The following is a 13,489-nucleotide window of genomic DNA, read 5'->3' on the forward strand; positions in this document are numbered from 1 at the left end:
CAAGCGGCGCGCCGATATTGCGCACTGATGGCCTCGGAGGGCAGTTGGCCATGTCTGGATTTCTTCGCCACGCGCTTTTGACGGTCGGGCTTGTGATCGTCGGCCTTGCACCGTTCGCCGCAGTCGCCATCACGCCGGACGACCTCTACCAGTCGCGTACCATCGTCACCGGCCAGGGCGAAGAGAATCGCCAGCTAGGCTTCAGGGACTGCCTGGACCGGGTTCTGGTCAGGGTTTCTGGCGATCGACGGCTGCTTGAGAAACCCGAGATGGCGGATCTGCGCGACAAGGCCGGCAGTTTTGTCGATTCTTTCCGCTACCATGACCGGCTGGAAGGCATCCCCATCCATGACGAGCAAGGCACGCATGACCGCCCGCACGATCTCACCTGCCTCTACAAGCCTGATGTGATCGACAAGCTGCTGACGTCGCTCGGCAGCAAACCCTGGCTCGGCGAGCGGCCGACGCTCGCCGTCTTTCTCGCCACCGAACAGGGCGCTCGGCATTTCGTGCTGACCGCCGAGGAGGAGCGTGGCGAAACGATGCGCGAATTCTTCGCCAATGCCACCGGACCACTGTTGATGCATGTCGCATTTCCGAAGGCTGCGCAGCTAGCCGACTTGGGCGAAGACGCGCTGCGCACCGCCGACTTGGCAAGGCTGGATCTGCTGGCCAAACAGGCCGCCGGGTCCCAAGCGCTCGTCGGCAGCATCGTATGGAGCGACAAGGACCTCGGCTGGATCGCCGATTGGCGACTGGCCGATCACGGCAAGACCTATCGCTGGCAGGTGCGTGGCGTCAGCTTCGACGAGGCGTTCCGTGTGGCAATCGGAGGCGCGGCGCAGATTCTTTCGGGGAACGGGCAGCCCTGAGCGGACAGGCATGGGTCCCAGCGCTCCTGGTGCCCTGTGACGGCTTCGCCCGCTGGCACAATCGTGTCGCATTGGTCTGCGGCAAGAGCTCGTGGTAAAAGCCGCCGAAAGAGAGTTTTGGCGATGAACAAATTCACCCCAACCAAGCCAGCCGGCGCACGCACCGTCGACGACATTACCGGCAGCCGCCGGCTGCGCCGCATGCGCAAGGCCGACTGGTCGCGCCGTCTGGTGCAGGAGAACCGACTTTCGGTCGACGATTTGATCTGGCCGATCTTCGTCGTCGAGGGCAAACAAGTGCGCGAGCCGATCGCCGCCATGCCCGGCGTCTTCCGCCTGTCGCTCGATCTCGCCGTCAAGGAGGCTGAACGCGCGGCCAAGCTCGGCATTCCGGCCCTTGCCACCTTCCCCAATGTCGAGCTGGCCTTCCGCGACCAGACCGGTTCGCACATTCTTGACCCGGAAAACATCATCAACCGCGCCACCCGCGCCATAAAGGACGCGGTGCCCGAGATCGGCATCATCACCGATGCCGCGCTCGACCCGTTCACCAGTCACGGCCATGATGGCATTTTGCGCGACGGCATCATCGTCAACGACGAAACGGTGGAACAGGTCGCGGCGGCGGCCGTCATCCAGGCCGCTGCCGGCGCCGACATCATCGCGCCGTCCGACATGATGGACGGCCGCATCGGCGCCATCCGCGACGCGCTCGACGCCAACGGTTTTCAGGACGTGGCGATCATGTCCTATGCAACCAAGTTCGCCTCGGCCTTCTATGGCCCCTATCGCGAGGCGGTGGGCACTGCCGGCCTGCTGAAGGGCGACAAGAAGACCTACTACATCGATCACGCCAATTCGGACGAGGCGGTGCGCGAGGCCGAGCAGGACATCGCCGAGGGCGCCGACATGCTGATGGTCAAGCCCGGCATGCCCTATCTCGACATCATCCGGCGGCTGAAGGATGAGTTCCAGATGCCAACCTTCGCTTACCAGGTGTCGGGCGAATATTCGATGATCAAGGCGGCGGGCGCCAATGGCTGGATCGATGGCGAGACGGCAATGCTAGAGAGCTTGCTCGCCTTCAAGCGCGCCGGCTGCGACGGTATCTTGACCTATTTCGCGCCTGAGGTGGCGGAATTGCTGAAGGGTTAGCCGCGTCGCAAACCGGGCATCGTGCAGCGACAACCGGTTCCAGCCTGAACTTAAAACTCCACGTCCAGTTCGATGATGTCCTCGGGCTCGGCCAATGCGTCTTGCGTCCATTCCTGTATCAGCGGCCAGTCGAAGACGGTGTCGCAATAGGCGGCGAGCGGCGCGTCGAGCTCGACCGCATAGGTGCGAAAGCGCGTGCATACCGGCGCGTACATCGCATCGGCCACGGTTGGCGATGCTCCGAACAGCCATGGACCGCCATAGGTCCCAAGGCATTCGGACCAGATGGTCTTGATCCGCTCCACGTCCGGGCGCGCGCCGGAAAATATCTTGAAGCTGCGGTGCTTGGCTTTCAGACTCATCGGCAGCGCCGAGCGCAAATTGTGAAAACCCGAATGCATCTCGCCGGACACGGCACGGCAATGCGCACGTGCGATACGGTCGGCCGGCAAGAGCCCCGCCGCCGGCATCGTCTCAGCCAGATATTCGGCGATCGCCAGTGTGTCCCAAACCGTCACCCCGTCATGGGTCAGCCGCGGCACCAGGACCGAGGGCGACAACAACAGCAACTCCTGCCGCTGTTCGGGATCATCGATGTCGACACGTTTTTCCTCGAACTCCAGCCCGGCCATGCGGCACAGCAGCCAGCCGCGCAGCGACCAGGACGAATAGTTCTTCGACGAGATCGTCAACGTCGCTTTGGCCGCGGGCGCGTTGGCCCGCGAGAGTTTACTCCCTAGCGCCTTGCTCATGTCGTCTTTGTCATCCCGCCGACCCTCCGAGCCCTTTGCCGGCAACAATCCTCTCGCAATGCACAAAATTTTGCACTAATTATTTTGCACTGCCGCATGACTGCCTCGGAACGGGACGCATTCGATGCTGTACCAGGCCTATCAGCTACAGGACGATCTCATCGCGCCAACGCGCTTTCTCGCCGATCTCATGCGTTCGACGATGGGCAGCCTGCTTTCAGGCGACGGCGTGAAACAACGCCTGGCGGCCGGGCTGGAGATGATTGCCCGCTTCAAGCTCACCCATGCGCGACCGGATTTCGATGTCGGTACCGTCAAAGTGGGCAATCGCGACGTGCCGGTCGGCGTCGAGACGGCGCTCGACCTGCCATTCGGCAAGCTTTTGCGCTTCGCCAAGGATATGGATACGCGCCAGCCACGGGTGATGGTGATCGCCCCGCTGTCGGGCCATTTCTCGACGCTGCTGCGCGGCACGGTGGCAACGCTTCTGTCCGACCACGAAGTCTATGTCACCGACTGGGCCAATGCCCGCGACGTGCCGCTTTCGGCCGGCCGCTTTGGAGTGGACGATTATGTCGACTACATCATTCGCTTCCTGGAGGCGATTGGTCCGGGTGCGCATATCCTTGCCGTCTGCCAACCCTGCGTTCAGGCGCTTGCCGCTGTCGCCATCATGTCCGAGGACGGCCATCCGGCGACACCGCGATCAATGACGTTGATGGCGGGGCCGATCGATCCGCGCGAAAGTCCGACCAAGGTCAATGAATTTGCCGTCAGCAAGTCGCTTGCCTGGTTCCAGAATTCGGTGATCTCGCATGTACCCTCGCGCCATGCCGGCGGCGGACGCAGGGTCTATCCCGGCTTTCTCCAACTTGCGGCGTTCATGGCTATGAACATGGATCGCCACAACAAGGCCCACCGCAAACTGCACGATCATCTGGCGGCCGGCGAGACCGCCGAGGCCGAGAAGATCAAGACTTTCTATGACGAGTATCTGGCGGTGCTCGACCTCACCGAGGAATTCTATCTCGAAACCATCGATCGCGTGTTCCAGAAGGCTGAGCTGGCCACCGGGACATACACTTTCCGTGGCAGCCTGGTCGACCCAGGTGCTATCCGCAACACAGCTTTGCTTACCGTCGAAGGCGGTCGCGACGATATCTGTGCACTCGGCCAGACCTCGGCCGCGCATGAATTGTGCCGGTCACTGCGTCCGCATCTCAAACGCCATCACCTGCAGGCCAATGTCGGCCACTACGGCGTCTTCAACGGCAAGCGTTGGGAGCGCGAAATCTATCCAGTCGTGCGAAATCTCATCCTGTCGATGGAATAGGTTTTCGCCCCTCGGCACGTGGCCTTTACGACAAAGAGCGTGCCACGTTCCGCAAAACCAACCCATTTTTTGCGCTGACAAGATCAGCGTGACCCGGCTATGATCCAGGTGCGGCCGGAGGCGGCCGGCAGCCCGCACCTCGCCAAGAGGTATGGCGAACGCCTCAAGAGGATGCTTCCTGACCCGTTTCACCGTCGGGCGAAGGCGTCGGCAATGCGGGCAATGACGAAGACTTCGCCGTGACCCGAGGAAACGGACATGCTTGCCTATCGCGATGCCAAGACCATGGCGAAAGCCATGCGGGAGGCGCTTGCCGCCCGCGACCTGACAATCAGCCACAGCGAGGCCCTGGAGATCGTCGCACGCCAGTTCGGACTGGCGACCTGGAATATCCTGTCAGCGAAGATCGAAGCGCCGCCCGCCCGGCAGGAGATGATCGTCTTTGAACGAATAGCACCGATCGTGCGTATCTTCGATGTCGCCAAGGCGCACGAATTCTATCTCGGCTATCTCGGCTTCGGCGTGGACTGGGAGCACCGCTACGGCGCCAACTTCCCCCTCTACACGCAGGTCTCGCGCGGCAGCCTTATTCTGCACCTGTCCGAACATGCCGGCGACGCGACGCCGGGCGGCAACATGCTTGTGTACATGAAAGGCATTCGCGACTTCCACAAGGAGTTGGCGGCCAAGGACTACCGCTACATGAAGCCTGGCCTCGAGCACGGGGACGGGCGGCTGACGGTCGAGGTCATCGATCCGTTCAGCAACCATATCCGCTTCATGGAACTTACCGGCGAATAGCCTGATATTGCGTCTGTTCCGGGGGCCACCAGTGGCTACTCCAGCGCATCGCCACGCGGACGTCATTTGGTGACGGTGTCAGGACGTGTCTGCATCGTGAGGACCACCGCTTGCGATCTGCAATCGGTTTGCTACAACAAAACCGATGCAGACATAATTGGTTAGGAGGCCTTCATGTCCAAGCTGCGTGTCAACGCATTCACCCTGTCGCTCGACGGCTATGGCGCCGGTCCCGATCAGGATTTGGAGAATCCGCTCGGCGTCGGTGGGAAAGCGTTGCACAAATGGGCCTTCACGACCCGCACCTTCCGCAAGATGTTCGGCGAGGAAGGCGGCGCCTCCGGCGTCGACGAGGATTTCGCGGCGCGCAGCTTCGAAAATGTCGGCGCCTGGATCCTGGGGCGCAATATGTTCGGCCCGATCCGCGGGCCCTGGAAGGACGAAAGCTGGAAAGGCTGGTGGGGCGACAATCCGCCCTATCACGTACCTGTCTTCGTGCTGACGCACCATGCGCGTGAGCCCGTCGTCATGGAAGGCGGCACGACCTTTTACTTCGTGACCGAGGGCATCCATTCGGCACTTGAGCAAGCGAAGGCCGCGGCTGGTGGCAAGGATGTGCGGGTTGGCGGCGGCGTCGCGACGATCAGGCAATACCTGCAGGAGAAACTTCTCGACGAGATGCATCTCGCGATCTCGCCTGTGCTGCTTGGCGGCGGCGAAAACCTTCTGGCAGGCCTCGACCTGCCGAAGGTCGGCTACCAATGCAGTGAACAGGTCGCCTCGCCGCACGCGATGCATGTGGTGATCAGTCGGGCATAGCCATGAGAACGGGGGCGCCAGCGTAAGAAACGGCGCCCCTTTCCAGGCTCAATACTTCTCCGGCACGTAAAGTTCGCGCGGCAGCGTCTGGCGCTCGTATTCGGGGTTGAAGACGCGCTCCGGCAGCGTGATCTCCTCGTGCGGCACCTCTTCATACGGCACCTGCTTGAGCAGATGATCGATGCAGTTCAGCCGCGCGCGCTTCTTGTCGTTGCCTTCGACGATGAACCAGGGCGCCTCGGGAATGTTGGTGCGGGCGAAGGTCTCTTCCTTGGCCTTGGTGTACTGCTCCCAGCGCACGCGCGACTGCAGGTCCATCGGCGACAGCTTCCACTGCTTCATCGGGTCGTGGATGCGCATCAGGAAGCGCATCTGCTGTTCCTCATCGGTGATCGAGAACCAGTACTTCACGACCGTGATGCCCGAGCGCACCAGCATGCGCTCGAACTCCGGCACATCGTGGAAAAACTCCTCGACCTGGTCGTGTGAAGCAAAGCCCATCACCCTTTCGACGCCTGAGCGGTTGTACCAGGAGCGGTCGAACAGCACGATCTCGCCGCCAGCCGGCAGATGCGGCACATAGCGCTGGAAATACCATTGCGACTTTTCACGCTCGGTCGGCGCCGGCAGTGCCACGACACGGGCGATGCGCGGATTGAGCCGTTGGGTGATGCGCTTGATGACGCCGCCTTTGCCGGCGGAATCGCGGCCCTCGAAAATCACCACCAGTTTCTTCTTGTGATAGGCGACCCAGGATTGGAGCTTGATCAATTCGGACTGCAGGCTGATCAAATCGCGAAAATATTGCATGCGGTCGATCGAAGGCGGATGCGAGTTCTTGTAGATCTTGGCGATCTCCATCGACAGCGCCGGCTCCGACATTTCGAGCTCATAATCTTCGTCGAGCGTGTCGGCGAGTTCGGCCTCAAGCCAATCCTTGGCAGGAGAATTCTGTTTTAGCTCGGTCATATCAGCTGCTCCGCTTACAAGCCCTGTCGGTTCCCGTACGGCGCCTCCAATTGCAGGCCAGCAGCCTAGAATGGAAACACCTTAGCCGAATTCAATATAGGCCGGCAGTGACGGTTTTATTGCAGCCCAGGCGCGATTGCCGCGGCTGCGGATTCCACGATGTGTGATCGACCCACCATCTTTGCATAGCGACAAATCGGCCGAATTGTCCTACAAATCCCCGGCGCATTCCGGGCCGCCCTTTCGCGCCGCCCCGCTTCAACACAATCGCGAGGACTGACATGGAATACCGCACCCTTGGCCGTTCCGGCCTCAAGGTTTCGACACTGACCCTGGGCACCATGACCTTCGGCGGAGCAGGCCCCTTCGCCGCGGTCGGCAACAGCGATCTTACCGAAGCCAAGCGGATGATCGACATGTGCATCGACGCCGGCATCAACCTCATCGACACCGCCAATGTCTATTCGAACGGCCTGTCGGAGGAGATCATCGGCGAAGCGCTCGGCGGCAAGCGCAAGGCCGACGTGCTGATCGCCTCCAAGGCACGCATGCGGATCGACAGTGGGCCTAACGACGAAGGCCTGTCGCGCTATCACCTGATCCGCGAATGCGAGAGGAGCCTGAAGCGGCTGAGGACAGATGTCATAGATATCTACTTCCTGCATGAATGGGACGGCGTGACACCGCTGGAAGAAACCATCGCCGCGCTCGACACGCTGGTCACTCAGGGCAAGGTCCGCTACGTCGGCTGCTCCAACTATTCCGGCTGGCAGGTGATGAAGGCGCTCTCCATCAGCGACAGCCGTCACCAGCCGCGCTTCGTCACCCAGCAGATCCACTACACGCTGGAGGCTCGCGAGGCCGAATATGAACTGCTGCCGATCTCGGTCGACCAGGGGCTAGGCGTGCTGGTCTGGAGCCCGCTCGCCGGCGGATTGCTGTCCGGCAAATACCATCGCGACAGCCCGACCGCGCGACAGCTCGCCGGCTGGTCGGAGCCGCCGATCCGCGACGAGGAACGCCTCTGGCGGATCGTCGATGTGCTTGTCGAGATCGGCAAGGCTCGCGGCGTATCGGCAGCGCAGGTGGCACTTGCCTGGCTGCTCGGCCGCCCTGCCGTCTCCTCGCTGGTGATCGGCGCGCGTAACGATGCGCAGCTCAAGGACAATCTCGCGGCCGCCAGCCTGGCACTCTCGGGCGAAGAACGCGAACGCCTCGACGCGGTCAGCCGTCCGCCCCTGCTCTACCCCTACTGGCACCAGCAACTGACGGCGAAGGATCGTTTTGGTCCCGCCGATCTCGTGATTGACCGGAGCGGCGTGTAGCACGCGGGCCTCGACAAACTGCGTCGGCCGCTATCCCACTATGTAACGCCAGATTTCGGCGTCCGGAATAATCTGGCCGCTGAGGACGAAGTACTTGTAGAGCGCAAGCAGCGAGATCGCCTGCTCCGACCATTCATTGGAGAATTTGCGGCAGTAGGCGTTGGCCGCGGCAACGATGCGTTCGGCCGCGGCCGGGTGCTTTTCGAAATAGCTGACCTTATCAGTGAGATCGGCGAAATCTGGATCGAGTGGTACGTAGTGGACATTGGCTTCGAGCTGGCTCTCCGCAAACCACGTCTCGTAGGTCGGCGGCGGCATAAGACAGAGCGAGTTCGAATTCATGATCCATTTGAGATTGGTCGCCACGTCATTGCCTTCGAGCGAGACGATGTAGCGGTAGCGCAAGTGCTGGCTAATGCTGAGGAAGGGCTTGCTGTACCGCGCCGGTGCATCCGGCTTGTGTGCCCCGGCATCGCAAAACGGCAAGTCGCGCACCGCGTCGAGAAACCGTGTTCTGATCGGATTGTTGAGGTCGCCGCGCCAGACCACCGCCGGAAGCTTGTCGGCGAACGCAACGGTGTCCGCAGGCATATGGAAGTGCCGGAACTTGTTGAACTTCATGATGAGGGCATTGCCATTATCGGCGTGGATCGGCCGGTTCTTGACGAATGACGGGACCTTGGGCACGTCGATGACGTCGCCAAATTCCAGGTCGAGGCGCAATCCGGGAGCGAAGTAGCGGGCAAACTCTTTCAGGTCGTAATAGTACATGCTGCGTGTCGACGGCAGATTGTCGATACGCACGGCGTCCGGGCTGGGTGAGAAGGTATTCTGCAGCTTGTTGTAATAATTCAGCCGCCGGCGCACGGCCTCGTCCGACTGGGTCGCCTGTTCGAGGCGGTCCGCGAGCCGTCGTCGAAAGAACGCCTGGGGTGCGATATCGCGCGTGACGTTTCGCGCGTAGTAGAAGAGCTTTGCCGTCGTTCGCTGGATGCTGGCCATCGTTCACTTTGATCAGGATAAAGGCGACTAAAACAAACGACAGCCGATATCGTTCCCGAAATAAACTCCTGCGCTAATGTGCCATGCATTTCGCAAGGCAGCAGCGTCATCCCAAACATGTGATCGCTGACGTCGACGAGCTGGCCAGTGATGTCGCCGGCAACTAGCGCGGTTCATCGTTTCACGGAAACGCCGAACTGCGCTATCTCTTTGTTTTGACGCAATTCTAGAGAAAGCGCTGCGCGCTTTCCCGGGAAAACCGTTTCACGATTTTCCCGCGCTCTAGCCCGTTATGCGGTGCCAGACCTCGGCATCCGGCTTGATCTGGCCGCTCAGCACGAAATATTTGTAGAGGACGAGCAGGGAGATCGCCTGTTCGGCCGGTTCGTTGTCGAATGTCCGGCAATAGGCGTTCGCGGCCGCGGTGATGCGCTCGGCCTTCGCCGGGTGCCGCTCGAAATAGGCCACGTGTTCGGCAAGATCGGAGAAGTCCGCTGCCAGCGGTACATAGTGCACATTCGCCTCGAGCTGCCGCTCCGCGAACCACGTCTCGTAGGTCGGCGGTGGCATCAGGCAGAGCGACTTCGAGTTCATGATCCATTTGAGATTGGTCGCCACGTCATTGCCTTCGAGCGAGACGATGTAGCGATAGCGCTGGTGCTGGCTGATGGTCAGAAAAGGCTTGGCGTATTCGGCCGGCGCGTTCGGCTTGTGCGAGCCGGCATCGCAGAACGGCAGGTCGCGGACCGCGATCAGAAACCGTTTCCTGATCGGATTGTTGAGGTCGCCGCGCCAGACCACGGCCGGGAGCTTGTCGGCGAACGAAATGGGGTCAACCGGCATCTGGAAGTGACGGAACTTGTCGAGCTTCATGATGACCGCGTTCTTGTCGTCATCACGGATCGGCCGGTCCTTGACGATCGTCGGCACCTTGGGCACATGCCTGACGTCGCCGAACTCCACGTCGATGAGCAGGCCGGCATCGAAGTAGCGGGCAAATTCCTTCAGGTCGTAATAATACATGGTCGGCGTGAAGGGCAGCTTGCTGATGGGCACGGCATTGGCGCTGGGCGCGAAACCGTCCTGCAGCTTGTTGTAGTAGTTCAACCGCTGGCGCGCGGACTCATCACAAAGCCTGGCCTTTTCGAGGCGAACGGCCAGTCTGCGGCGAAACAGGGATTGCGGAATGATATCGCGCGCGACGTTTCGCGCATAATAGAAAACCCTTGCCGACGTTCGTGCAATTGAGGCCATGGTTCACTTGATCAAAACAAAACGGGCAGCTCTCAATACGCTGGCGCCCCGCGTTTCCTACAACATTATGGCGCCGATCTGGCAAGCCCCTCCGATCTCTAACGCTGCGCACGGGCACTGTCGCTTCAGCTGTTGTGTTTGACGGCTAATGCTCTTAGGCAGGGTCAGAGCCGCAAGGCGATGAAAAGGAGCCGAATATGGCGCGAGCACCAAACTACGATCAGGAACGCAAGGAACGCGACCGGCAGAAGGCAGCGAAGAAGGCCGAAAAGCTGGCGGCCAAGGTTGCCGCGCGCGACCGTTCGAAGCCTGAGGGCGAGATCGAAAGCGAAAACGAAACTGCCGAATGACGGCAAAAGGCCCGCACATGCGGGCCTTGCCTCAGTCCTGACGGTCGCCTTGCGTCAGGCGGGCGCCTTGTCGCTGACAAAGACGTCCACTTCACGCGCCGCGGCGATAAAGGCGCGCCTAGCATTCATGGCCGGCTTGTCGCCGGCCAGCGCGTCGTGGCAGGCCTGCAACGCAGCGCGATGCTTGGGACTGCGCTTGCCGGGCCAGCTGTTGAGGAGGTAATCGGAAGCCTCCCGGGCCGTGCGCAAGAGCTGAGTGCTTCCCGCCGTGACTGACTTGACGGTCACGGGTGTTTCAAATCGGTTGTTTTCCATCGCCGCTCTTACGCCATCGGCATCCGCGAAGCGAGGCCGAAAGTGCGCTTCGCGTCAAGACGCCGCCTCTTTTGCAAGGCGAGCGCCCTGCCCGTACAGGCAGCGCTAAGCAGCGACGACGGCAAAGCCCCTGGCGCGAAGACCGCGCCGATCGTTGGCGAGCGACGTCACCAGCCGGTCGCGGCTGCCGACGATGTGGTTTGAAAGCCGGCGCGCCGCTTCATCGGCATCGCCAAGGCGCGTTGCCGCCAGAATGGCGCGATGTTCGGCCCAGGCGCGACCAAGAGCTGCTTCATCCCGCACCTCCAGCCAGCGCGCACGCGACAGGCGCGTCATGGCATCCCTAACTGCCTTGAACAGGAATTCATTGCCCGACAGGCGCGCCAGCTCGATGTGAAAATCCATGCCGACGCGATGCCATTCCTCACGCGCAGTGTTTTCATCGCAGGAATCGAGCATCGCCTCGATGACGTCGATGGCGTTCCCGTCGGCGTGCGTGCATGTCAGCCGCAGGGCCGCTACCTCGACCGCTTCGCGATAGACCGCGATCTGCTCCAGCTCCGCAAGGTTGATGGGCGACACCGTCCAACCGCGCCCGTCCCTGCCGACCAACCCCTCGGTCTCCAGGCGCAGCAGCGCTGCCCTGACAGGGGTGCGCGAAGCGCCGAAGCGGCCTTCGATCCAACGCTCGGTCAGTTTCTCGCCCGGGCCGATCTCGAGTTCGAGGATCATCTCGCGCAACTGTCGTTCAACATTCTGCATCTGCGACATTGCGTAGCCCTTTTCGAGGCCGCATTGACAGCAGCCGGCTTAAAGTTCATGACGGATACCGGTTTGGTATCCCAAAATGGTATCCGCAACAAGCGCTGATATCGGGCAGGCAGGACATGGCGCAGGAAGACACGCGACAGAGCAACTACAACATCCACTGGCGGCGCAATCTCGCCGTCTGTTTCGCGGGCTCGTTCAGCACGCTCATCGCCATGACCCTGCTGTTGCCCTTCCTGCCGCTTTATGTCGAACAGCTTGGCGCGCAGGGCCATGCGGCCATTGTTCAGTGGTCCGGCATCGCCTACGGCGCCACCTTCTTCGCCGCGGCCCTGGTCGCGCCGCTGTGGGGGCGGCTGGGCGACCGCTACGGCCGCAAGGTGATGCTGGTGCGCGCCAGCTTCGGCATGGCGATCTGCATGTCCTTGACGGGCATGGTCGAGACCGTCTGGCAATTGGTGCTGCTTCGCCTGCTGATCGGCTTTGCCGGTGGCTATTCCTCAGGCTCGACCATATTGGTGGCCATGCAGACGCCGAAGGACCGCTCGGGCTGGGCGCTTGGCGTCCTGTCGGCAGGGATCACCGCCGGTTCGCTGGTCGGCCCCCTGCTCGGCGGCGCGCTGCCGCCGGTGATCGGCATTCGCGCCACCTTCCTGCTGTCCGGCGGCGTCATCTTCCTGGCCTTCCTGGCAACGACCTTCCTGATCAAGGAGAATCCGCGCCCGAAGCCAGCCACAGCCGCGTCGACAGCAAAGCCGAAGAGCGGCTGGTCGCAGATTCCCGACAAGCGTCCGGTCGTCGCCATGCTGATAACCGGCATGCTGCTTGCCTTTGCCAATATGTCGATCGAGCCGATCATCACTGTCTATGTACAGGAGCTCATCGAGGACCGGAGCCGGGTGACTATGGTCGCCGGCGTGGTGATGTCGGCGGCGGCACTCGGCACCATCCTGTCGGCATCCTGGCTCGGCAAGCTTGCGGATCGCGTCGGCCACTGGAACGTCGTCGTCGGAGCCCTGGCCGCCTCGGCCCTGCTGCTCATTCCGCAAGCCTTCGTCACCAACAGCTGGCAGTTGATCGGGCTGCGCTTTCTGATGGGGCTGGCGCTGGGCGGCTTGCTGCCCTGCATCACCAGCGTCATCCGCCACAACATTCCGGACGGGGTCGGCGGCAATGTGCTTGGCCTGGCGATCTCGGCGCAGTATGTCGGGCAAGTTGCGGGACCATTGACCGGCGGCTTCGTTGGCGGTCATTTCGGCATGCCGGCAGTGTTCCTCGGGACATCGGTGCTGATGGCGGGCGGCGCCGTCTACAACTGGATTGTCCAGTCGCGGCGAACACGGCATATGGCGCTGGAAGCAAGTGAATCCTGAGAGGCTCCGGGCGATAGGGAAATAGCCGATATGAATTCCGCCGAACCCAGCCGTATCCTTGTGTTTGCCGGCGGCCTCGTCGGCGCGGCGGGCGTAGCGCTGTCGGCGGCCGCCGCACACCGCGGCGGTGCCTTCACCGGCACGGCCGCGTCGTTCCTGTTGATGCACGCGCCAGTCTTTCTCGCCGTCGGCCTTATCGGCGCGAATCGCTGCCTGCGGATTGCGAGCGTGGTCCTGCTTGTCGGGCTCGTGCTTTTCGCGGGCGATCTTCTCGCCCGCGATTTCCTAGGATCGAAACTGTTTCCGATGTCGGCGCCGATCGGAGGCACCCTGCTCATCGTCGGCTGGCTGGGGATAGCAATCTCTGCCCTGGTCCCCCCGCGCTCCTGAGGCGAAATAGG

General features: G+C 61.8%; 15 protein-coding genes. 9 read left to right on the forward strand and 6 right to left on the reverse strand.

All coding sequences use genetic code 11. From position 1 onward, the window contains the following. Nucleotides 1–50: 50 nt before the first annotated feature. Both ACZYHG_RS25890 and hemB read left to right on the forward strand, forming a co-directional pair. Nucleotides 51–872 (forward strand): DUF2066 domain-containing protein, encoded by an 822-nt coding sequence (locus ACZYHG_RS25890; protein WP_464610956.1) that lies wholly within the window; start codon nt 51–53, stop codon nt 870–872. Between the two features lie 123 nt (nt 873–995). Next, nucleotides 996–2,027 carry a porphobilinogen synthase gene (gene hemB, locus ACZYHG_RS25895; RefSeq protein ID WP_464610957.1) on the forward strand — a complete coding sequence of 344 codons (1,032 nt, stop codon included), beginning with the start codon at nt 996–998 and terminating at the stop codon, nt 2,025–2,027. 50 nt (nt 2,028–2,077) lie between these two features. Here the strand turns inward: hemB and ACZYHG_RS25900 are convergent, their stop codons facing one another. Continuing rightward, complete coding sequence (locus tag ACZYHG_RS25900; protein ID WP_464610958.1) at nt 2,078–2,779, reverse strand: glutathione S-transferase family protein; 702 nt, start codon at nt 2,777–2,779, stop codon at nt 2,078–2,080. A 124-nt stretch (nt 2,780–2,903) separates the two neighbouring features. Here ACZYHG_RS25900 and ACZYHG_RS25905 point away from each other — a divergent pair, with 124 nt between their 5' ends. The 3 genes from ACZYHG_RS25905 to ACZYHG_RS25915 all read left to right on the forward strand — a co-directional run bounded on the left by ACZYHG_RS25905 (nt 2,904) and on the right by ACZYHG_RS25915 (nt 5,732). Next, nucleotides 2,904–4,112: a polyhydroxyalkanoate depolymerase gene (locus tag ACZYHG_RS25905; RefSeq protein ID WP_464610959.1), complete on the forward strand. Its 1,209-nt coding sequence runs from the start codon at nt 2,904–2,906 to the stop codon at nt 4,110–4,112. A gap of 258 nt (nt 4,113–4,370) precedes the next feature. After that, a complete protein-coding gene (locus ACZYHG_RS25910) occupies nt 4,371–4,913 on the forward strand; it encodes a glyoxalase superfamily protein (RefSeq protein ID WP_464610960.1) in 543 nt (180 codons plus the stop codon). Between the two features lie 174 nt (nt 4,914–5,087). After that, nucleotides 5,088–5,732: a dihydrofolate reductase family protein gene (locus tag ACZYHG_RS25915; RefSeq protein WP_464610961.1), complete on the forward strand. Its 645-nt coding sequence runs from the start codon at nt 5,088–5,090 to the stop codon at nt 5,730–5,732. 48 nt (nt 5,733–5,780) lie between these two features. Here the strand turns inward: ACZYHG_RS25915 and ppk2 are convergent, their stop codons facing one another. Continuing rightward, nucleotides 5,781–6,701: a polyphosphate kinase 2 gene (gene ppk2, locus ACZYHG_RS25920; protein ID WP_464610962.1), complete on the reverse strand. Its 921-nt coding sequence runs from the start codon at nt 6,699–6,701 to the stop codon at nt 5,781–5,783. Nucleotides 6,702–6,982: 281 nt separating this feature from the next. On the opposite strand from ppk2, the gene ACZYHG_RS25925 reads away from it, so the two are divergent. Next, nucleotides 6,983–8,026 (forward strand): aldo/keto reductase, encoded by a 1,044-nt coding sequence (locus ACZYHG_RS25925; protein WP_464610963.1) that lies wholly within the window; start codon nt 6,983–6,985, stop codon nt 8,024–8,026. Nucleotides 8,027–8,056: 30 nt separating this feature from the next. Here ACZYHG_RS25925 and ACZYHG_RS25930 read toward each other — a convergent pair whose 3' ends face one another. Together ACZYHG_RS25930 and ACZYHG_RS25935 are read right to left on the reverse strand one after the other, a co-directional pair. Further along, nucleotides 8,057–9,028: a glycosyl transferase family 90 gene (locus tag ACZYHG_RS25930; protein WP_464610964.1), complete on the reverse strand. Its 972-nt coding sequence runs from the start codon at nt 9,026–9,028 to the stop codon at nt 8,057–8,059. 282 nt (nt 9,029–9,310) lie between these two features. After that, a complete protein-coding gene (locus ACZYHG_RS25935; RefSeq protein WP_464610965.1) occupies nt 9,311–10,282 on the reverse strand; it encodes a glycosyl transferase family 90 in 972 nt (323 codons plus the stop codon). Nucleotides 10,283–10,479: 197 nt separating this feature from the next. Here ACZYHG_RS25935 and ACZYHG_RS25940 point away from each other — a divergent pair, with 197 nt between their 5' ends. Further along, on the forward strand, nt 10,480–10,632 hold the full coding sequence (locus ACZYHG_RS25940) for a hypothetical protein (RefSeq protein ID WP_080680689.1): 153 nt from the start codon (nt 10,480–10,482) through the stop codon (nt 10,630–10,632). Nucleotides 10,633–10,686: 54 nt separating this feature from the next. On the opposite strand, the gene ACZYHG_RS25945 is transcribed toward ACZYHG_RS25940, so the two are convergent. Together ACZYHG_RS25945 and ACZYHG_RS25950 are read right to left on the reverse strand one after the other, a co-directional pair. Then, nucleotides 10,687–10,947, reverse strand: coding sequence for a DUF982 domain-containing protein (locus ACZYHG_RS25945; protein ID WP_027028494.1), 261 nt, complete (start codon nt 10,945–10,947; stop codon nt 10,687–10,689). 105 nt (nt 10,948–11,052) lie between these two features. After that, on the reverse strand, nt 11,053–11,718 hold the full coding sequence (locus ACZYHG_RS25950; RefSeq protein ID WP_464610966.1) for a GntR family transcriptional regulator: 666 nt from the start codon (nt 11,716–11,718) through the stop codon (nt 11,053–11,055). A gap of 116 nt (nt 11,719–11,834) precedes the next feature. Between ACZYHG_RS25950 and ACZYHG_RS25955 the strand changes: the two genes are divergently transcribed. Together ACZYHG_RS25955 and ACZYHG_RS25960 are read left to right on the forward strand one after the other, a co-directional pair. Next, nucleotides 11,835–13,088 carry a multidrug efflux MFS transporter gene (locus ACZYHG_RS25955; RefSeq protein ID WP_464610967.1) on the forward strand — a complete coding sequence of 418 codons (1,254 nt, stop codon included), beginning with the start codon at nt 11,835–11,837 and terminating at the stop codon, nt 13,086–13,088. Between the two features lie 30 nt (nt 13,089–13,118). Next, nucleotides 13,119–13,478, forward strand: coding sequence for a DUF423 domain-containing protein (locus tag ACZYHG_RS25960; protein ID WP_464610968.1), 360 nt, complete (start codon nt 13,119–13,121; stop codon nt 13,476–13,478). Nucleotides 13,479–13,489 lie beyond the last annotated feature (11 nt).

It is taken from the genome of Mesorhizobium subarcticum (assembly GCF_055456085.1).